The sequence below is a fragment of the Micromonospora sp. WMMD812 genome, assembly GCF_027497215.1.
In the GTDB taxonomy this organism is placed as follows: Bacteria; Actinomycetota; Actinomycetes; order Mycobacteriales; family Micromonosporaceae; genus Micromonospora.
In genome coordinates this window covers 2,628,023-2,646,018 of sequence record NZ_CP114904.1, presented here as the reverse complement: position 1 = coordinate 2,646,018, position 17,996 = coordinate 2,628,023, and the positions used below count along the sequence as shown (strand labels likewise).

At 73.5% G+C, this 17,996-nt stretch carries 16 protein-coding genes; 4 read left to right on the top strand and 12 right to left on the bottom strand.

The annotated features are described in order from the left end of the window. Positions 1 to 4: 4 nt before the first annotated feature. Positions 5 to 889 (bottom strand): alpha/beta hydrolase, encoded by an 885-nt coding sequence (locus tag O7603_RS11985; protein WP_281575787.1) that lies wholly within the window; start codon positions 887 to 889, stop codon positions 5 to 7. Positions 890 to 1,001: 112 nt separating this feature from the next. Continuing rightward, positions 1,002 to 1,952 carry a sigma-70 family RNA polymerase sigma factor gene (locus tag O7603_RS11980; RefSeq protein ID WP_281575786.1) on the bottom strand — a complete coding sequence of 317 codons (951 nt, stop codon included), beginning with the start codon at positions 1,950 to 1,952 and terminating at the stop codon, positions 1,002 to 1,004. A gap of 307 nt (positions 1,953 to 2,259) precedes the next feature. Here O7603_RS11980 and O7603_RS11975 point away from each other — a divergent pair, with 307 nt between their 5' ends. Next, positions 2,260 to 3,360, top strand: coding sequence for an aldo/keto reductase (locus O7603_RS11975; RefSeq protein WP_281575785.1), 1,101 nt, complete (start codon positions 2,260 to 2,262; stop codon positions 3,358 to 3,360). An 80-nt stretch (positions 3,361 to 3,440) separates the two neighbouring features. Here the strand turns inward: O7603_RS11975 and O7603_RS11970 are convergent, their stop codons facing one another. The 6 genes from O7603_RS11970 to O7603_RS11945 all read right to left on the bottom strand — a co-directional run bounded on the left by O7603_RS11970 (position 3,441) and on the right by O7603_RS11945 (position 9,324). Continuing rightward, positions 3,441 to 4,463, bottom strand: coding sequence for a DUF4331 family protein (locus O7603_RS11970; protein WP_281575784.1), 1,023 nt, complete (start codon positions 4,461 to 4,463; stop codon positions 3,441 to 3,443). A gap of 152 nt (positions 4,464 to 4,615) precedes the next feature. Continuing rightward, entirely contained in the window at positions 4,616 to 4,903 is a 288-nt protein-coding gene (locus O7603_RS11965) for a DUF1905 domain-containing protein (protein ID WP_281575783.1), read from the bottom strand. 41 nt (positions 4,904 to 4,944) lie between these two features. Beyond that, positions 4,945 to 5,649, bottom strand: a complete 705-nt coding sequence (locus tag O7603_RS11960) for a dihydrofolate reductase family protein (protein WP_281575782.1) — start codon at positions 5,647 to 5,649, stop codon at positions 4,945 to 4,947. A gap of 151 nt (positions 5,650 to 5,800) precedes the next feature. Then, a complete protein-coding gene (locus tag O7603_RS11955) occupies positions 5,801 to 6,481 on the bottom strand; it encodes a spermidine synthase (RefSeq protein WP_281575781.1) in 681 nt (226 codons plus the stop codon). Between the two features lie 56 nt (positions 6,482 to 6,537). Next, positions 6,538 to 8,103 carry a Na+/H+ antiporter gene (locus O7603_RS11950; RefSeq protein ID WP_281575780.1) on the bottom strand — a complete coding sequence of 522 codons (1,566 nt, stop codon included), beginning with the start codon at positions 8,101 to 8,103 and terminating at the stop codon, positions 6,538 to 6,540. Between the two features lie 96 nt (positions 8,104 to 8,199). Further along, on the bottom strand, positions 8,200 to 9,324 hold the full coding sequence (locus O7603_RS11945) for a PQQ-dependent sugar dehydrogenase (protein ID WP_281575779.1): 1,125 nt from the start codon (positions 9,322 to 9,324) through the stop codon (positions 8,200 to 8,202). Between the two features lie 165 nt (positions 9,325 to 9,489). Here O7603_RS11945 and O7603_RS11940 point away from each other — a divergent pair, with 165 nt between their 5' ends. Next, the gene (locus O7603_RS11940) at positions 9,490 to 10,176 is read left to right on the top strand and encodes a DUF305 domain-containing protein (RefSeq protein ID WP_281575778.1); all 687 of its coding nucleotides are present in this window, start codon (positions 9,490 to 9,492) and stop codon (positions 10,174 to 10,176) included. A 228-nt stretch (positions 10,177 to 10,404) separates the two neighbouring features. On the opposite strand, the gene O7603_RS11935 is transcribed toward O7603_RS11940, so the two are convergent. From O7603_RS11935 to O7603_RS11925, 3 genes are all read right to left on the bottom strand, one after another. Beyond that, the gene (locus tag O7603_RS11935; protein ID WP_281575777.1) at positions 10,405 to 12,381 is read right to left on the bottom strand and encodes a hypothetical protein; all 1,977 of its coding nucleotides are present in this window, start codon (positions 12,379 to 12,381) and stop codon (positions 10,405 to 10,407) included. A gap of 222 nt (positions 12,382 to 12,603) precedes the next feature. Next, on the bottom strand, positions 12,604 to 12,984 hold the full coding sequence (locus tag O7603_RS11930) for a YccF domain-containing protein (protein ID WP_281575776.1): 381 nt from the start codon (positions 12,982 to 12,984) through the stop codon (positions 12,604 to 12,606). A gap of 150 nt (positions 12,985 to 13,134) precedes the next feature. Next, the gene (locus tag O7603_RS11925; RefSeq protein WP_281575775.1) at positions 13,135 to 14,175 is read right to left on the bottom strand and encodes a cation transporter; all 1,041 of its coding nucleotides are present in this window, start codon (positions 14,173 to 14,175) and stop codon (positions 13,135 to 13,137) included. 116 nt (positions 14,176 to 14,291) lie between these two features. On the opposite strand from O7603_RS11925, the gene O7603_RS11920 reads away from it, so the two are divergent. Both O7603_RS11920 and O7603_RS11915 read left to right on the top strand, forming a co-directional pair. Next, complete coding sequence (locus O7603_RS11920; protein WP_281575774.1) at positions 14,292 to 15,611, top strand: hemolysin family protein; 1,320 nt, start codon at positions 14,292 to 14,294, stop codon at positions 15,609 to 15,611. 65 nt (positions 15,612 to 15,676) lie between these two features. Continuing rightward, complete coding sequence (locus O7603_RS11915; RefSeq protein ID WP_281575773.1) at positions 15,677 to 16,771, top strand: hypothetical protein; 1,095 nt, start codon at positions 15,677 to 15,679, stop codon at positions 16,769 to 16,771. A gap of 42 nt (positions 16,772 to 16,813) precedes the next feature. Here O7603_RS11915 and O7603_RS11910 read toward each other — a convergent pair whose 3' ends face one another. Beyond that, entirely contained in the window at positions 16,814 to 17,989 is a 1,176-nt protein-coding gene (locus tag O7603_RS11910) for a glutathione-independent formaldehyde dehydrogenase (RefSeq protein ID WP_281575772.1), read from the bottom strand. Positions 17,990 to 17,996: the final 7 nt, after the last annotated feature.

Here is a 17,996-nt window from a genome sequence, read left to right as displayed (position 1 = left end):
ACGCTCAGCGGTCCAGCAGCTCGACGACCGCCGCGGCGAACTCCGCCGGCTGCTCCAGGTGCCCGAAGTGGCCGCTGCGCCCCAGCACCACGAGGCGCGAGTCCTTGATGCCCTCGTGCAGTTGCTCCGCCCACCGCGGGCCGCAGATGAAGTCGTCCGCGCCGACGATCACCACGGTCGGCGCGATGATCTCGCCGAGCCGGTCCCGGACGTCGAACGGTGTCGGGTCCTGGGCGCCCGCCGGCTCCGCCCAGACCCGGACCGCCGCCTGGAACGCGGCGAACTCGTCCTGGCGGGACCAGAAGTCCGCGAAGTAGACCGGCATGGCGGCGCGGAGGGCGGCGCTCAGCGCGTCGTCGTCGGTGGCGGTGACGGCCTCCTGGAAGGCGGCCGGGACCGCGGCGGCCTCGGGGCGGTCCGGGTGCCGCTGCGGGTACGCGGCCAGACCGGCCATCGCCTCGGCCCAGAACTCGGCGCCGGTGACCGCCGAGGTGTCGTAGAGGACGAGGCCGGCGACCCGGTCCGGGTGCGCCAGCGCGTACGTCTGGACGACGAAACCGCCGTGCGAGTGGCCGAGCAGGTGGACCCGGGGCACGCCGAGGTGGTCGACCACCGCGCCGAGGAACCGGACGTACGTGTCGAGGCGGTAGTCGTCCCGGCTGGCGAGCCGCCCCGAGGCGCCGGTGCCGACCGGCTCGACGTACACCGTGGTGAAGTGCTCCTCGATGCGGGGCATCCGCAGGTACGCCCAGGCGATGCCGGGGCCGCCGCTGTGCACCACGCACACCGGGCCGGTGCCGGCGACGTGGTAGACCTGCCGGACGCCGTCGACGGTGAACTCGTGCGTGCCCGGGGTGAGGACGCCGGCGTCGTGGCTGGTGGAACCCATGACTTGTCTCCCGATCCGTGGCCCGCGCGGTGCCTGCCCGCGCGGGAGTTGGGTGTTGGCGCGGACCGGACGCGTGGGCCGACCGGAAAGTTCGCCCGGCGGCGAGGATTTCTCAGGCAGCCGCCGGCTGGGCGCCCGCCCGGGCCGGGGTCGGGTGGAAGAGCCGCATCTGCCGCACCCGTCCCTCCCGCAACAGCTGCAACCAGAGCGCGCCGGGCGGGCAGTGGTCCGGGTCGTCGGGCGGGCTGATCAGGTCGGTCTCCCAGATCAGCACGTCGCGGCTGGCCACGACGTTGCGCAGGCGCTGGCGTACGCCGTCGGCCAGGTCCTTCGCCATGCCGCGGACCGCGAAGTCGCGGCCACCGCGCCGCCCGCCGGGGACCAGCAGCTCGGCGTCCGGCCACCAGCTGTCGCGGACCACGCGGTCGAAGTCCCCGCGCATTGCCGCGGCGATCATGTCCCGGCCCTCGCGCCACCGCGCGTCGGCCGACGCCGTCGCGTCGGCGTGCGCCGCCGTCGCCGACGTGTGCAGACCCTCGGCGAGCGTGCGTCGGGCGTGGCTGAGACGGCTGCGGACGGTGCCGACCGGCACCCCGCACAGGGCCGCGATGTGGTCGTACGAGGACGCGTCGCTGAAGTACCGGAGCAGGGTCACCAGCCGGTCGGGCTCGGAGAGGCCGCCGATCGCGTGCCAGACCCAGTCGCGCAGCGCGCCCCGGTCCAGCGCCTCCTCCGGGGTGGGCGTGCCGGCCGGGAGGGCGAACCACTCGGGCTCGGCGACCGGCGTCGGTCGGGACGCGCGCAGCGCCATCCGGCAGTTGTTCCGGACGATGGCCCGCAGCCAGGAGCCGACGGACGCGGGGTCACGGACCTCGCCGACGCGGCGCAGCGCCACCACCATCGCGTCCTGCACCGCGTCCTCGGCCTCCGGTCCGTAGCCGAGCACGCTCAGGGCGACCGCGCGCATCCCGGCCTCGTGGCGTCCCAGCAGCACGCCGAGCGCGGCCACGTCGCCCGACTGGGCCAGCCGGACGAGGTCCGCGTCGTCTTCGGCCACGCTCATGATTCGCTCCACCCGTCTTGATCGCGGTGCTCGGCGCCGGGCGGCCGGCGTGCCGGTCAGGAAGCCGAGTCGATCGTGCCGCGACCGGACGGCGGGTTGCCCGCCCGCGTGCCCGGGCTGTGGCGGAGCTAACGGGGCGGGGACGGTTCCTCCGCCCGTCCCGCGCCGTCCGCGCCCACGTGGATGGCGACCCGCCGCGGTCGCCAGCTTTTGGACTTGCCGGTCCAATTTTGCCGGAGCACCGTTGCGGACCGGGAGCCCGACCCGGGCTGTCGTGAGTCGTCCGACGAGGGAAGCTGAGATACCAATGCACTACTACCTGCTCGGCCGGTCCGGGCTGCGGGTGAGCCGCCTGGCGCTGGGCACGATGAACTTCGGCACCGGCGGCTTCCACGCCGCGTACGGCAAGACCGAGGCGGAGGCCGAGCCGATCTTCCGGCGCTACCTGGAGGCCGGCGGCAACTTCATCGACACGGCGGACTTCTACACCGCCGGTGAGAGCGAACAGATCCTCGGCCGGCTGATCGCGTCCGCCGGAGCGCGCGACCGGCTCGTGCTGACCAGCAAGTTCACCAACACCGTCGACCCCGTCGACCCGAACGCCAGCGGCAACGGCCGCAAGCACATCATCCGCGCGCTGGACGCGTCGCTGCGTCGGCTCGGCACCGACTACCTCGACCTGTACCTGCTGCACACCTGGGACCGGATCACCCCGGTCGAGGAGGTCGTGCGTACCTTCGACGACCTGGTGCGGGCGGGCAAGATCCGGTACGCCGGCCTGTCCGACGTGCCCGCCTGGTACGCCGCCCGGGCGCAGAGCGTCGCCGAGGCGCACGCGCTGACGCCGATGATCAACCTGCAACTGCCGTACTCCCTGGTCGCCCGGGGCATCGAGCCGGAGTTCCTGCCGATGGCGCAGTCGCTCGGGATGGGACTCACCGCGTGGAGTCCCATCGGCGGCGGACTGCTCAGCGGCAAGTACCGGCGGACCGAGGACGGGCTGACCGGTGCGGGTCGGCTCGGCACCGCGGGCGCGAACGGGCGACCGGTGAGCGACCGGGACTGGCGGGTGATCGACGCGCTCGAGCGCGTGGCCGGCGAGCTGGGCCGGAGCATGGCCCAGGTGGCAATCAACTGGGTGGCGACCCAACCCGCCGTCGGCTCCGTGATCATCGGGGCGAGCAGCCCCGATCAGGTCGACGGCAACCTGGCCGCGCTCGACTTCGCGATCCCGCGCGAGCTGCGCGCCCGGCTCGACGAGGCCAGCGCCGAACCGCTGGCCGGGCCGTACGCGATGTTCACCCCGGAGTACCAGTCCTGGATCGTCAGCCCGGGCCTGGGCGTCGGCGACAAGCCGGCCGGGTACGCCCCGCCGGTGTGGAACGGCGCCGCCCGGCCGGTCGGCTGACACCACCGTGGACGCGGCCGCCGGCCCCGGGGTCCCGACCCGGGGGCGGCGGCCGCGAGGGCGGGCGTCCGTCGCGGCGGTCAGGCCGCCACGACGTACGGGAAGGTGTCGGAGCGGGCGTCCTTGGTCACGTCCGAGGTGAGCCCGGAGGTCATCCCGGTGTTCAGCACCAGCGAGAACATCACCTCGGGCACGTTGTCCAGCATGGTGCGCCCGTTGCGGACCGCGAAGCCGTAGTTCGCCGGAGTGCCGATCTGGTACGTCAGCAGGTCCGGGTAGACCGCCCGGGCCACGCTCCAGCCGTACGCCTCCGGGTCCGGCGCGGTCCCGTTCGCCGCCACGACCCGTCCGACCGTCGCCGCAATCCCGGAGCCGTCCGCCCGCAGGTCGTCGCAGGGGTGCCGGACGTTCGCCGGGTCGGAGAAGTCGACGTCGGTGGGCCAGAAGATGGGCCACATCATGGGGTGGCCGGCGCGGTTGATCTGCCGCCACCCGCCCGCGTCGGTGGCCAGCATGGTGCGGCACCAGACGCCGATCGGGCCGCTGTCGCGCAGCGTCTTCTCGCCCTTGGCGACCTCTAGGACGATCGACTCGACGGTGGTGCCGGCGAAGGTGTTCTTCGCGTTCTCCGGCCGCCACGACTTCCGGTCCAGCTTCGCGCCGTTCTTGAACGCGTCGTTGACGGTCGCGAGCTGGTCGAGGTCGATGAAGAACGGGTCGCGGATGCGGCCCGCCCACAGTCGGAGGGTGTCCGTGCTCGCGGTCTCGCCGGTCCGGCCTTCCACCAGCATGGTGCCGGTCGCCCCGTCGTCCCGCGCCTCGGCGCCGGTCACCGCGTGCAGGGTCATCGGCTGCCGGCCCTGCGCGTCCGCGTCCCCGAAGGACAGCCGGTAGGTCAGGTCCTCCATCTCGTGCCCGTCAAAGTGGATTTTGAACTCGTAGCGCGACTCCGTCTGGAAGCCGGACTTGATGTCGGCCCCGGTGATCGAGCTGTTCACGTCCATGACGAACACGGTGCCGCGCTCGCCGTCGAAGACGAACAGGTCGTTGATGTAGAGCTGGCCGCTCTGAGCGGCGTGGGGGGTGTCGAGGTGGTGCGACATCGGCTGACTCCCGGCAATCACGGCTTTTTGGACGAAACCGAACTTACCGGCGAGACTCCCGCCGATCGCGCCATTGCCGGATTCCGGCCCACCCCGCCGAGCACACGCCGTGACGAGGCCGGCCCCCGCAGCGGACGGTCGCCCGCCGAGGATCAGACGTCGACGGAGAGGCGCACGGTCACGAGGTCGCCCATGTCGAGCCCCTCGGCCGCGCGCACCCGTGTCTTCACCGGTACGACGTACCGCCCGTCCTTCGGGAAGAGCGACGTCCGCCACTCGGTCTGCCCGATGCGCGCCACGACCGGGATCATGCCCCAGCCGTAGCTGACGGACGCCGACGTCGCCTCCAACGCGCCGCTCTCGACGGCCGGGACCGTGACGAAGTACCACGGCGCCGGGCCCCTCCAGAACCAGATCTCGCCACGGAACTCCACGTCCATCCGGCCAGGATAGGGCCGAGCGTCGATGCCCGTGTCCCCGGTCAGTTGATGATCGTCGTCGCGCCGCCGCCGCTGCCCCGGTCGTCGAGGAGGAGCGGAGCACGGCCACCCACCGTGTAGCGGATGTGGGTGACCTGTGGCGCGTGGAGCACGCGGGTCGGCGTCAGCTCGATCCCCTCCTTCTCGGCGAGGTCGAGGTCCGCGTCGAACAGCCGCAGGCCGGTGCCGAGCACGACCGGCACGATGTGCAGTTCCAGTTCGTCCAGCAGGCCGGCCGCGAGCACCTGCCGGACCAGGCCGCCACCCCCGGCCACCGCGACGTCGCGGTCGCCCGCCGCGGCGCGCGCCTGCTCGACGGCACTGACCAGGCCCTCGGTGACGTACGTGAAACTGGTGCCGCCCCCGCGCACCAACCGCTGGCGGGGCCGGTGCGTGACGACGAAGACCGGCGCGCGGAACGGTGGCTCCTCCCCCCAGGGCACCTCGCCGCCGTCGGCCATCCGCCGCCCCATCACGTACGCGCCGGCGGCCGCGAACGTCTCGGCGATCACCTCCGAGTTCGTGTCCTGCTCCCCGCCGGCGAAGCCCTGCCGTTCGCGCCAGGCCATCGCGTCGGTCGCCCAGCGGGTGACCCGGAAGAAGCCGGCGCTCTCGGCCGACGCCATCCAGTCGCCGTCGCCGGTGTGCCGCGGGCCCGCGTAGAACCCGTCCAGCGACACCGACAGCTGTGCGGTCACCTTCGTCATCTCGCGTCGTTCCTCTCCCTGGTGCGGCACCCGGTCGGACGCCGCTCACCGATGGGTCGGAGTCGACGGCACAGACCCGACAGGCCAGGGGTGTGACGCCGGTCACTGCGGGCGATGTTCGGCCGCCGACTGACGCGAGGCTGGTCGGGCCTCAGCCCGCGCGGCCCGGCCGGCCCGGACCGCCGCGACGGGCCAGGTAGACCATGTCCGGCTCACCGCGGGACACCGCGACCGGGTGGGCGGTGACCGGGCCGATCACCGCCGCCAGGCGGTCGGCGTACCGCGGTGCCGCCGAGGCGCTCCAGATGGCCAGGGTGCCCCCCTCGGCCAGACGGTCGCGCAGCAGGGCGATGCCGTCCGTGTCGTACAGTGCCGCGTTCTGCGCGAAGACCGTCCAGTCCGGGCCGTTGTCGGTGTCGAGGCAGATGGCGTCGAAGACCTCGCCGGTGCGGCGCAGCCACGTCACGATGTCCTCGTTGACGACCCGCACCCGGGGATCGTCGAGGGCGTGGGCACTGTAGGCGGCCAGGCTGCGGCGGTGCCAGTCGATGATCGTCCGCTCGATCTCCACCACGACGATCTCCGCGGGCAGCGCCGACGCGACGGCCTCGGCCAGCGAGAAGCCCACGCCGAGCCCGCCGATCAGGACCCGACCCCCCGGCCGCAGCAGGTCGAGCGCCGCCCGGACGAGCAGCCGCTCCGACGCGCCCGCACGGGTGTCCATGAGGAACACCCCGTTGCTGATGATCTCGAAGTGACCGGCGTGCTCCCGGAGGACCAGCTCACCCCGCGCGGTCACCGCCCGCTCGACCACGGAAGCCGCTTCCCCCATCGGGTCAACCTATGCCACCCGGATCCGGGCCGGCGCCGAATTTCCCGCGCCGGCGGTCACTCCGGCGTCTCGCGCCGGGCCAGGCGTACCTCCTCGATGTCCAGCCTGGCCTGCACCTCGCGCAGCACGGCGTCGTCGATGCGGCGCTCGTCGCGCAGCCGGACGACGGCGGCGCGCTTGTGGGCGAGCACGGCCAGGCGCAGCGCGCTGTACTGCTCGTCGTACCGCAGCGCCACGTCGTCGTCGCCCTCGCCGCGGCTGGCGCGCAGCACCCGCAGGCGCTTCCGATATTCCCGGCTCAGCCGCTCGACGACGTCCGGGTCGGTGTCGAGGTCGGCGGCGACCCGCGGAATCGCGGCGAGCGCCTCCTCGGTGGCGACCGTCTCGGCCAGGTGCCGCTCGTGCTCGGCGGTCGTGTCGCGGGGCAGCCGGGCCCAGCGCACCACGACCGGCAGCAGCAGACCCTGCACCACCAGCGTCACCACGATGACCCCCGCCGTGACGAACACGATCGTGTCCCGGTCGGGGAACGGCGCCCCGGATCGCAGCGTCTGCGGCACCGCGAGCGCCGCGGCGAGCGACACGGCGCCGCGGAACCCGGCGATCGCGCTGACCAGCCGGGCGCGGGCGGCGACCCGGCGCCGTCGCTGCTGAGGGCGCCGGTCCACCAGGCGGATCAGGTACGGGGTGGTGAAGTGCCAGGCGAAGCGCACGCCGATCACGGTCGCCGAGACGACGCCGACCGCGACCAGCCCGCGGGCGAGGTCGACACTGGTCAGACCACGGACGGCGGACTGGACCTCCACCCCGATGAGGACGAACAGCGCGCCGTTGAGCACGAACGTGGACAGGGACCAGAACGCCGTCCCCTGCTGGCGGGTGTCGGCGCTCACCTCGCGGGGGCCGGCCTGGCTCAGCCACAGCCCGGTCACCACGACGGCGAGCACGCCGGAGGCGTGGATCCTCTCGGCGGCCAGGAACGCGGCGAACGGGGCCAGGAGGGAGACCAGGTTGTCCTGCAGCGGATCGTCGAGCCGTCGGCGGACCTGGAGCAGCAGCCACGCGGTCACCACCCCGACCAGTGCGCCTCCGCCGTACGCGACCACGAACAGCCACGAGACGTGCGCCGTGCCGAGGCTCTCCTCGCCCACCGTGATGCCGACGGCCAGCCCGTAGATGACCAGCGCCGTGCCGTCGTTGACCAGGCTCTCCGCGCGCAGCACGGTGACGGTGCGACGGGGCAGCGCCCGGGCGAGCACCCCGACCGCCGTCGCATCGGTCGGCGCGACGGCCGCGCCGAGCACCCACGCCGGCCCCCACGGCAGCCCCAGCGCGTGCGCCACCGTCGCCACCGCGGCGGCCGTACCGATTACCAGCACGGTGCTCAGCAGGACGATGACCCGCAGATTGCTGCGGATCTCGCGCAGCGAGGTGGTCAGGCTCTCCCAGAACAACAGGGCGGGCAGGAAGAGCAGCAGCACGATCTCGGGTGGCAGGTGCACGTCGCGCAGCGCGGGCGCGAACCCCAGGAGCAGGCCGGAGCCGAGCAGGAGCACCGGCGGGGCGACCCGGAGGCGACGCGCGAGGACGCTGGACACGAGCAGCGCCAGACCGACCACCACGACGAGTTCGAGACCGAGCAGGACCTACCTCCCAGCACACCGCGCCGTCGGCGCTTCGCGGTCCGCCTGATCAGGGCCTGACCGGCCGGTTTGAGCCTAACGTGCGGGAAAGCGCAGAATGCGGTCGTCGCCGTCGCGGACGTCGCCGCGCCCGTCGGTGTTCGAGGTGGTGACCCACAGCGCGCCGTCCGGCGCCACCTGCACCGTCCGCAGGCGGCCGTGGCGCCCCTCCAACCGCGCCGACGGCTCGCCCGCGGTGTCCCCGTCGAGCGGGACGCTCCACAACCGCTCGCCGCGCAGCGCGGCCACGTACGCCGTGCCGTTGGCGATGGCCAGGCCCGACGGCGAGGCGTCCCGGACCGGCCACGTGACCAGCGGGTTCGTGTACCGCCCGCCGGCGGTGTCGCCGCGTCCCTCCACCTCGGGCCAGCCGTAGTTGCGTCCGGGCTCGATGCGGTTCACCTCGTCCAGGTCGTTCTGCCCGAACTCGGTGGCGAACAACCGGCCCTGGGTGTCCCAGGCCAGACCCTGCACGTTGCGGTGGCCGAGGCTGTACACCGGCGACCCGGCGGTCGGGTTGCCGGGGGCCGGCGCGCCATCGGGGGTGAGGCGGAGAATCTTGCCGTTGGGGCTCGCCGGGTCCTGCGACCGGTCCGTGTCGCCCGCGTCGCCCGTGCCCACGTACAGCATGCCGTCCGGGCCGAACGCGATCCGCCCGCCGTTGTGGTTACGTGCCTTGGCGATGCCGTCGAAGATCACCTCGGGCTGCCCGCCGTCGAGGCGGAAGCGGACGATCCGGTTGTCTCGCTCGGCGGTGAAGTAGGCGTAGACCAGGTTGTCCTCGGCGAAGCCCGGCGAGACGGCGAGGCCGAGCAGCCCGCCCTCGCCACCGGCCGTCACGCCCGGCACCTCGTAGACCTGCGCGGGGTCGCCACCGCCGAGCGCGATCCGCAGCACCCGGCCGGTGTCCCGCTCGGCGACGAGGGCATCGCCGCCCGGCAGGAACGCCAGACCCCACGGCACGTCGACGCCCCGCGCCACCTCCTCACCCGCGTCGAGGTCAGGGGCTCCGGTCGGCGCGCTCACGGCGCTGCTGGTAGCGAGGTCGGTGGGAGCCGGGCCGGAGTCGTCCCCGCCGCCGTCACATCCCGCGGCGGCGCTCATCGCGAGCAGCGCCCCCCACGCCCACCGCCACCGCCTGCCTGCCGTGCTGCCTGCCATGCTGAACCTCCGAGGCTGGGGGAGAGGCCGGTCGGTCCGGCGGTCACGTCGTTCCAGTGTCCGCGAGGACGACCGTCGAAGCCAGACGATCAGCGCGGCCGAGAAGTTTACCGGCACGGTCGGGGCCTCGCCGGGTAGCGGCACTTCGGCTACGGTGATCACATCGTGTTCTCCTCGCGTCGCCGTGTCCTGACCGCCGTGGTGGCCGCCGCCGTCACCCTCGGCGCGGTGCTGTTCGCGATCGTCCAGCTCACCGGCGACGACTCCGACGCGCGGCCGGCTGCCCCCACCCGGGTGGTCCAGCCCGGCGCACCGGGCCAGACCAGCCGGACGCTATCCCCGGCCGAGCAGGCCCAACTGCCCCCTCCGCCGACCCACACCGCGGCGGACACGCAGTTCATGCAGCACATGATCGCGCATCACGCGCAGGCGCTGGAGATGACCGCCCTCGTCGCCGACCGCGCGGCGAGCAGCGAGGTGCCGCTGCTCGCCCGGCGGATCGAGACCTCGCAGCGCGACGAGATCGCGCAGATGCAGCGGTGGCTCACCGAACGCGGCGAGGAGGTTCCGGGACCGCACGCGCACCACGCCGGGCACGACGCCGTGATGCCGGGAATGCTCACCCCGGAGCAGTTCGGCCTGTTGCGGCAGGCCCGGGGCGCCGCGTTCGACCGGCTCTTCCTCGACTTCATGATCCGCCACCACAACGGCGCGCTGACGATGGTGCAGCAGCTCTACGCGGCCGGCGGCGGGCTGGAACCGGCGAGCGACCGGTTCGCGCGGGAGGTCACCGCCGACCAGGGCATCGAGATCCGCAGCATGCAGCAGCTGCAGGCCCGACTCGCCGGCTGACCGCCGGACCACGGGCCGACCGCCCGCACCACGAACCACGATGTGCCCGCCGGGTTTGCACCGCGCATGCTGCCTGGTCATCCGCGAGTCAACCGGCCCGACGCCCCCGCCGGCTCGGCGGACCGACGGCGCGGCGCGTCGAACGACGAGGTGCGCGCCCACGACGAGGGGCGCGCCCCGCCGAGTCGTCGGCGGGACGCGCCCAAGTTGCGGGCCGTTGGTGGCGCGTCAGTCGAGACCGGAGCACTGGCCGGTGGCCGGCCCCGACACGGTGTTGGCCGCCGCCAGGTTGATCGGCGCCGGCGAGTTGCCGGTGCAGGCGAGCGGGCCGCGCACCGTGCTGTCGGCGATGATCGGCTCGACGGAGCCGGTGCGGCTGCCGGTCACCACGGCCGGCCCGTGGATCTCGGATTCCACGATGGCCGTGCTGCCCCGGGTGCCGGTGATGCTCACCGGACCGCGCACGGTGCTCTGGTAGAGGTGCACCGCGGCGGCGTTCGACGCGGAGACCGGGCCGGAGATCGACGAGTCGATCGCCAGCAGCGAGGCGCCCGGCCGGACCGTGACCGGGCCGGAGACGGTCGCCCCGTCGAGGCAGGTGACCCCGTTGACCGTCAGCGGCCCGTTGTGCCGCGCCGTCATGGTCGAGGTGCACGTACGGGCCAACTGGTCGAAGCGGGCCCGGGCCACGGCGAAGCTCGGCGCCCAGCTGATCGTCGTCTGGTGCTGCGCGTTGAACTGCGGCAGCTGCACCTCACGGGCGGCGGCGATCTCCGCCTGCGTCAGGTGCTCGCTCGGCCGGAGCCCGAACACGTCGAAGCCCCGGGCGATCTCGCTGCCGTAGATCTGGCCGTTGTACCAGTACGCCGACCAGAAGCCGCCGAGGACCGTCGAGGTGGGACTGATCGGCCCGCGGTCGAAGTAGGCGATTTCCTTCGGGTGCGCCGAGTCGGTGAAGTCCATCAGCGAGATGCCACCCTGGTACCACGCTTGGACGAGGATGTCCCGGCCCGGCACGGGGATCAGCGAACCGTTGTGGGCGACGCAGTTCTCCTGCGCCGTCTGCGGTACCGGCAGCTTGTAGTAGCTGGCGAACCGCATCTTCCCGTCGACGATGTCGAAGATCGCGTTGGCGCCCCACTGCGGCTGGTCGGTGGTCCGGCACCGGGCACCGGTGCCGCCGCCCCACTCGTCGGTGAAGACGACCTTCTTGCCGTCGTTGCTCAGCGTCGCCGAATGCCAGTACGCGAAGTTCGGGTCGGCGACCTCGTCGATCCGCACCGGGTTGGCGGGATCCGAGATGTCGATCAGGATGCCGTTGCCCTCACAGGCGCCCGCCGCCAACCCCAGCTCCGGGTAGGCGGTGATGTCGTGACAGGCGTCGGTCACCGGCGACGGGCTCCACGACCCGCCGGACGGGTGGGTCGGCGCCGGCGGGGTGTTCTGCAGGCCGTCGACCGCGCCGGTCTCCGGGTCCGCGAACAGGCGCGGGCCGCTCACGAGCGCGGCCTGCTCGGGCGCCGCGACCGGAACCTTGATGACGTCGATCCGCCACCGGGCGGGGTTGTCGCCCGACGCCGGGGTGTTGTTGCAGCCGGCCATCGTGCTGGCCGGACGGACGCCGGCGGTGCCGGAGACGTACACGTAGACGTTCGCGCTGTCGTCCGGGTCGGTCACCAGCGAGTGGGTGTGCGAGCCGCGGCAGGTCTGCACCGCCGCCACCTGCACCGGGTTCGCCACGTCGCTGATGTCGAAGACGCGGACGCCCTGGAAGCGGGTGCCGACGCCCGCGTTCGTGCCGCAGTCGAGCCGGCCGCGGGTTTCCTCGACCGACATGAAGAGCAGGTTGCCGTGGACGGAGAGGTCACCCTGCCCACCCGGACAGACCACGTTGGTCACGATCGTCGGGTTCGCCGGCTGCGAGACGTCGTAGATGTTGAATCCGTTGTAGTTGCCCACGAAGGCGTGGTGGCCGCCGAAGGCGAGGTCCGACGAGACGTAGCCGAAGTCGCCCGGGTTGGCCGGGTTGACGAAGCCGGCGGGCTTGTCCCGGTGCGCCAGCTGTTCGAGGTTGCTGATCGCGCTCTGCGCGTCCAGCCAGCCGGACCCGAGGCCGATCCGCGGGTCCGGTTCGGCCTCCTGGCCCGACGCCGTGCCCGGCAACAGGGCGACGACCAGCGCCACGGTGGCCGCCGCGCCGAACATCCGGCGTCTTCTGCCTGACGGTTTCAATCGAGTCATGCGTATGCCTCCACGCGATGCCCCCACTGGTGGCCGGCGTGCTTCGGGGCGTGTCGCACGCCGCGGTAGTAAGGACCGTACCGCCTACCGACCGGTTAGGGATCATGGACATATTCACGATGGATGCGAAACCGTTGATATCGAGAGGGGCTCCGCGAAACAGCGGCCGGGCCGCGCCCGCGCGCGCTACGGGGCGTCGACCACCTCGCGCCCGAGGGGCCAGAACGCCGCGGGGACGAGCTTGAAGTTGGCGACGCCGAAGGGGATCCCGATGATCGTGACGCACAGGGCGACCCCGGCGATGACGTGGGACAGGGCGAGCCACCATCCCGCCAGTACCAGCCACAGGATGTTCGCGAGTCCCGAGGCGACCCCCGCGCCCGGCTTCGGCACGAGCGTACGGCCGAACGGCCACAGCGAGTAGACCGCGAGCCGGAGCGACGCCACTCCGAACGGGATCGTGACGACGAGGAGGAAGCAGATCAGCGCCGCGATGCCGTAACCGAGGGCCAGCAGGGCCCCGCCACCGAAGACGAGCCACAGCACGTTCAGCAGGAAGCGAATCACCCTTCCAGCATGACCACCGTCCGCCACGGGTCGGTGCGGGCGCGGGGCCGGCCGGTCGACCCGGCCCGTGGCCCGCCCGCGAGGCGCGGTCGATGGCCGGCCCGGGCGGTGCGATCGGTGGTCGGCCAGACGCCGCCCGGGGCGCCGGGTTCAGAGCGCGAGGACGGCCGTCATGGCGGCGTAGCTGGCCAGCAGGAGGATGCCCTCGAAGCCGAGCCGGCCCCAGCCGCAGGTCTGCCGGATGAGCAGGCCGCCGAGGAGGGTGGCGGTCATGAACAGGCTGGTGGTGGTCGCGAGCAGTTCCTGGTCGCCGGCGCTGTGGTAGATCGACCCCTGCCGGTAGGCGACGTCGCCGGCGACGAGGGTGAGCACGTCGAGGATGTTGCCGCCGAGGACCGCGGCGATGGCCAGGGTGACCGCGCCGCGGCGGACGGCGGCGATGGCGGTGACGGTCTCCGGTAGCGCGTTCACCACACCCATGAGCACCGCACCGACGAACCCGGCCGTGAGGCCCGTGACGTCGACCAGGCTCTCCGCGGCGAGCGCCACGAGCCACCCGCTGGCGGCGACGAGCAGGCCGACGACCGCGAAACGGCTCCACAACCACCGGGGTGAGCGGCGGTTCAGCGGGCTCTCGTTGTGCGGGACGTCGGGCCGGGTCTCGGCGGTGGCGATGGCCTGCCACATCGGTTGGGCGCCCGCGCGGCGGATGAGGACCAGTCCACCGACGTACGCGGCGACGATGACACCGGACATCGGGTCGACACCCGCGATGGTGGTCTCCGGGATGTAGCTCGCCAGCAGGGCGAGGGCGAGCAGTGCGATGAGCAGGCAGCCGGAGAGCACGTTCGACAGGGAGGCGGCGGCGTGTTCGAGGTTGGCCCGCCGGTGGAAGGCGTCCGCGACGGCGACGGCGGTGGTCTGGGCGGCGATCCCCCCGACCGCGTTGCTGTAGCCGAGGCTGGCCTCCCCGCTGCCCGCGGCGACGATGGTCATGATGATGCCGGACAGGCCGGTGACGATGCCGAAGAACACCACGCCGAACAGCGCCTCGCCCCAACCGGTGCGATCGGCGAGCGCGTCGCCGAGGCCGGCCAGCCGGATGCTGCCCGCGACGGTGACCGCGCCGGCGAGGAGGAACACGGCGGCAGTCCACGGCAGGGGCCAGGGCAGAGCGGTCGGATCCGGCACGCCGGGTGGTTCCCCGATCCCGGCCGGTAATGCGCCGATGGGCCGTTCGGCGGCAGGAGGCTGCCGCTACGGTGGGTGTCCGGGACGGTCCGGGCAGAGGAGGCGTCGAGCGGGGCATGGGCGGCTATGGCGCGCAGCTCGCGCTGGTGCTCGTGTTGGTGCTGGTGAACGCGGTGTTCGCGGGCAGTGAGATGGCGCTGGTGTCGCTGCGGGAGAGCCAGTTGCAGCGACTGGGGCGGGCGTCGCGGGGCGGGCGGGTTCTCGCCCGGCTGGCACGGGACCCGAACCGGTTCCTGGCCACGATCCAGATCGGGATCACGCTGGCCGGGTTCCTGGCCTCCGCGGCGGCGGCGGTGTCGCTCGCCGCGCCGCTGGTCGGGCCGCTGGGGTTCCTCGGCTCGGCGGCGCGGCCGGTGTCGATCGTCCTGGTGACGATCGTGCTGACCTTCATCACCCTCGTCCTCGGTGAGCTGGCGCCGAAGCGGATCGCGATGCAGCGGGCGGAGGGGTGGGCGCTGCTGGTGGCCCGGCCGCTGGACGCCCTGTCGACGATCTCCCGTCCGGTGGTGTGGCTGCTCGGTCGGGCGACCGACGCCGTGGTCCGGCTGACCGGCGGCGATCCCCGCGCCCGGCGGGAGGAGGTCAGCACGGAGGAGCTGCGGGACATGGTCGCCGCCCAGCGCAGCCTGACGCCCGAGCACCGGATGATCATCAGCGGCGCGTTCGAGGTCGCCGAGCGGATCCTGCGCGAGATCCTCGTGCCCCGCCGGGAGGTGGTGTCGCTGTCCGCCTCCCTGTCCGCCGGGGAGGCGCTGCGGGAGTTGGGCGCCTCGGGCCAGACCCGGGCGCCGGTCGTCGGGCGTGGCGGTCTGGACGACACGCTCGGCGTGGTGCACATGCGGGACCTGCTCGACCGGAGCGGACCGGTGGGCGACCACGCGCATCCGGCCCTCTACCTGCCGGAGACGCTGAAGGTCACCGAGGCGATCCGGGAGATGCGCCAGCAGCGCCAGCAGTTCGCCCTCGTAGTCGACGAGCGCGGGTCCATCGACGGCATCGTCACGATGGAGGACCTGGTCGAGGAGATCGTCGGGGAGATCTACGACGAGACCGACCGGGACGTGCAGTCGGTCGTCCGGGCCGCCGACGGGTCACTGCTGCTGCCCGGCGGGTTCCCGCTGCACGACCTGCCCGACGTGGGCGTCGACCTCGACGGCGAGACGCTCGAAGCGGGCGATTACACGACGGTCGCCGGCCTGGTCCTGGCCCACCTCGGCCACATCCCGAAGACCGCCGGGGAGGTTGTGCAGGTGCCGGGATTCACGGCGGAGGTGGCGGAGGTGACCGGCCGGGCCATCACCCGGGTCCGGCTCCGCCCGGCTCGCTCCACGGCGGTCGACGGCGGTCGGGTGGGCGGGGACGGGCCGGCGTCCTGACGGAGGAGGCCCGTCGCCGGCAGATCCGGGGCGAGCGGGACCGGCGGTGCGGGGGAGGGTGGACGATGCGGGGAGACGGTGCAGCGAGCCGGTGGCGGCGCGTCGCGGTGGGCGTCGCGGCGCTGCTCGTGGGCGCGGCGGCGGTTCCGGGTCGGGCGGTCGCCGAACCGTCGGCCGGGCCGGCCCCGGCCACGCCGGTCTGCGAGGTACGGGATCCCCGGCTGACCGAGATCTCCGGGTTGGCCGCGACAGACGGCGGGTTCGTCGTGGTGAACGACGGCGCCGACGACGAGTCCCGCCGCCGGATCTTCTTCCTGCGGTCGGACTGCGCGGTGCTACGGGCCGTGCCGTACCCCACGCGGCCCCGGGACACCGAGGACCTGGCCGTCGGCGCGGACGGCTCGATCTGGGTGGCGGACGTCGGCGACAACGACCGTTCGCGGCTGACGGTCGCGGTCTGGAAGCTCGCGCCGGGAGCCGACCGGCCGGTGCTGTACCGGATGGCGTACCCGGACGGCCCGCACGACGCCGAGGCGTTCCTCCTGACGGGCGACGGCCGGCCGCTGATCGTGACGAAGTACTCGGCGGGCCTGTACGCCCCGGCCACCGCCCTGCGGCCCGGTGCGACGGTGCCCCTGGCCCGCGTGGGACAGGTGCGGCTGCCGGCCACCACGACCAGCAATCCCTTCGGCGGGCTCGGCCGGACGGCCGTCACCGGCGCCGCCACCGCGCCGGACGGGCGCCGGGTGGTGCTGCGCACGTACGCCGACGCGTTCGAGTTCGAGGTCACCGCAGGGGACGTGGTGGCGGCCCTGACCGGCGGCACCCCACGGATCACGCCCCTGCCCGACGAGCCGCAGGGCGAGTCGATCGCCTACCACCGCGACGGCCGATCCGTGCTCACCGTGTCCGAGACGGCCGACCAGCCACCCGGGACGGCGCCCCGGATCCTGCGCTATCCGCTGGGCGGCCCCGCACCGGCGACCCCGGCGGAGCCCACCCCCGCCCCGGCGGAGCCCACTCCCGCCGCGACCGCCACGGCGAGCGGTCAGCGGGACGTCGTGGCCCACCCCGCCGCGATCGTGGCGGCCGGGGCTCTCGGGGTCGGCGCGGTGGTGATCGTGGGCCTGGTCGCGGTGCGCCGGTCGCGCCGCCGCTGACCGTCGACGGCCCGGACGGCGGTGGGCAGGTGGCGCGGCGGGTCAGGGGTGCAGCACCGCCTTGATCACCCCGTCCTCCCGCTGGTCGAAGCGGCGGTAGAGGTCCGGCGCCTCGGCCAGGGTGCCGTGGTGGGTCACGACGACGCCCGGCCGGGCGCGGCCGGAGACCACCAGGTCACGCAGCCGCAGCGTGTAGCGGCGGTCGTGGGTACGGCCGAACCGGACCGCGACGCCCTTGCTGAACAGCGTGCCCCACGGCGCCGTCAGGTCCTCGTGGCCGCTGGCGCCCGGCCGCGGGTGCGTGTCCTTGTCCGGGTACACCCCGGCGACGCCGATCGCGCCGGTCGGGTTGACCAGCCGGGCCGCGTCGGCGATCACCTGGTCGGGGCGTTCCCGCTGGGGATGTTCGCGGTCGCGGGCCTGGAACCCGACCGCGTCGATGACCTTGTCGACGCCGCCCAGCTTCTGCTCGCCGAGGGGCAGCCCCGCCCGAGCCCGATGCTCGCGGATCTGCGCGACCGGGTCGCCGCGGCGGAAATCGATCGGGGTCGCCCCGAGCTCGCCGGCCTTGTCCAGGCGGGCGTCCACCGCGTCGACGGCGTAGACGGCGCGGGCGCCGAGGATCAGGGCCGAGTACGCGCTCAGCAGGCCGATCGTGCCGGCGCCGAACACGGCCACCGTGTCACCGGGTTCGACGCCGGCCAGGGTGGCCGCGGCGTGCCAGCCGGTGACGAACGCGTCGGCGAGCAGCACGAAGTCGTCCTCCCGGGCGTCGCCGGGCTCGCCGGGCAGGTGGACGCAGTTGGCGTCGGCCCACGGCACCCGGAGTAGGTCGGCCTGGGCGCCCCGGTACGGGCCCATCCCGGCGTACCCGTACGCCGCGCCCGGCGCCTCGGCCCGGGCCCGGAGGCAGGCGGCGGAGAGACCTCGGGCGCACATCGCGCAGGTGCCGCAGAACAGGTGCGTGGGGATGACCACCCGCGCTCCGGGGTGGACGGTCTGCACGGCCGCGCCCACCTGCTCGACCACGCCCAGCGGCTCGTGACCGAGCACGAATTCGGCTGTCGCGCCGGTCCGCCCGTCGTACATGTGCAGGTCGGTGCCGCACAGGGCGCTGGAGGTGATCCGGACCAGGGCGTCGGTGTCCGCCTCCAGCGTCGCGTCGGGCACCTCCCGTACCCCGACCGTCCGGACGTCTTCGTAGACGACAGCTCTCATCCGTGCC

Bases quoted from the DNA above. Each gene is read 5' to 3' on its own strand.
- O7603_RS11985 (WP_281575787.1), bottom strand. From the start codon at position 889: ATGGGTTCCACCAGCCACGACGCCGGCGTCCTCACCCCGGGCACGCAC.
- O7603_RS11980 (WP_281575786.1), bottom strand. From the start codon at position 1,952: ATGAGCGTGGCCGAAGACGACGCGGACCTCGTCCGGCTGGCCCAGTCG.
- O7603_RS11975 (WP_281575785.1), top strand. From the start codon at position 2,260: ATGCACTACTACCTGCTCGGCCGGTCCGGGCTGCGGGTGAGCCGCCTG.
- O7603_RS11970 (WP_281575784.1), bottom strand. From the start codon at position 4,463: ATGTCGCACCACCTCGACACCCCCCACGCCGCTCAGAGCGGCCAGCTC.
- O7603_RS11965 (WP_281575783.1), bottom strand. From the start codon at position 4,903: ATGGACGTGGAGTTCCGTGGCGAGATCTGGTTCTGGAGGGGCCCGGCG.
- O7603_RS11960 (WP_281575782.1), bottom strand. From the start codon at position 5,649: ATGACGAAGGTGACCGCACAGCTGTCGGTGTCGCTGGACGGGTTCTAC.
- O7603_RS11955 (WP_281575781.1), bottom strand. From the start codon at position 6,481: ATGGGGGAAGCGGCTTCCGTGGTCGAGCGGGCGGTGACCGCGCGGGGT.
- O7603_RS11945 (WP_281575779.1), bottom strand. From the start codon at position 9,324: ATGGCAGGCAGCACGGCAGGCAGGCGGTGGCGGTGGGCGTGGGGGGCG.
- O7603_RS11935 (WP_281575777.1), bottom strand. From the start codon at position 12,381: ATGTTCGGCGCGGCGGCCACCGTGGCGCTGGTCGTCGCCCTGTTGCCG.
- O7603_RS11920 (WP_281575774.1), top strand. From the start codon at position 14,292: ATGGGCGGCTATGGCGCGCAGCTCGCGCTGGTGCTCGTGTTGGTGCTG.
- O7603_RS11915 (WP_281575773.1), top strand. From the start codon at position 15,677: ATGCGGGGAGACGGTGCAGCGAGCCGGTGGCGGCGCGTCGCGGTGGGC.
- O7603_RS11910 (WP_281575772.1), bottom strand. From the start codon at position 17,989: ATGAGAGCTGTCGTCTACGAAGACGTCCGGACGGTCGGGGTACGGGAG.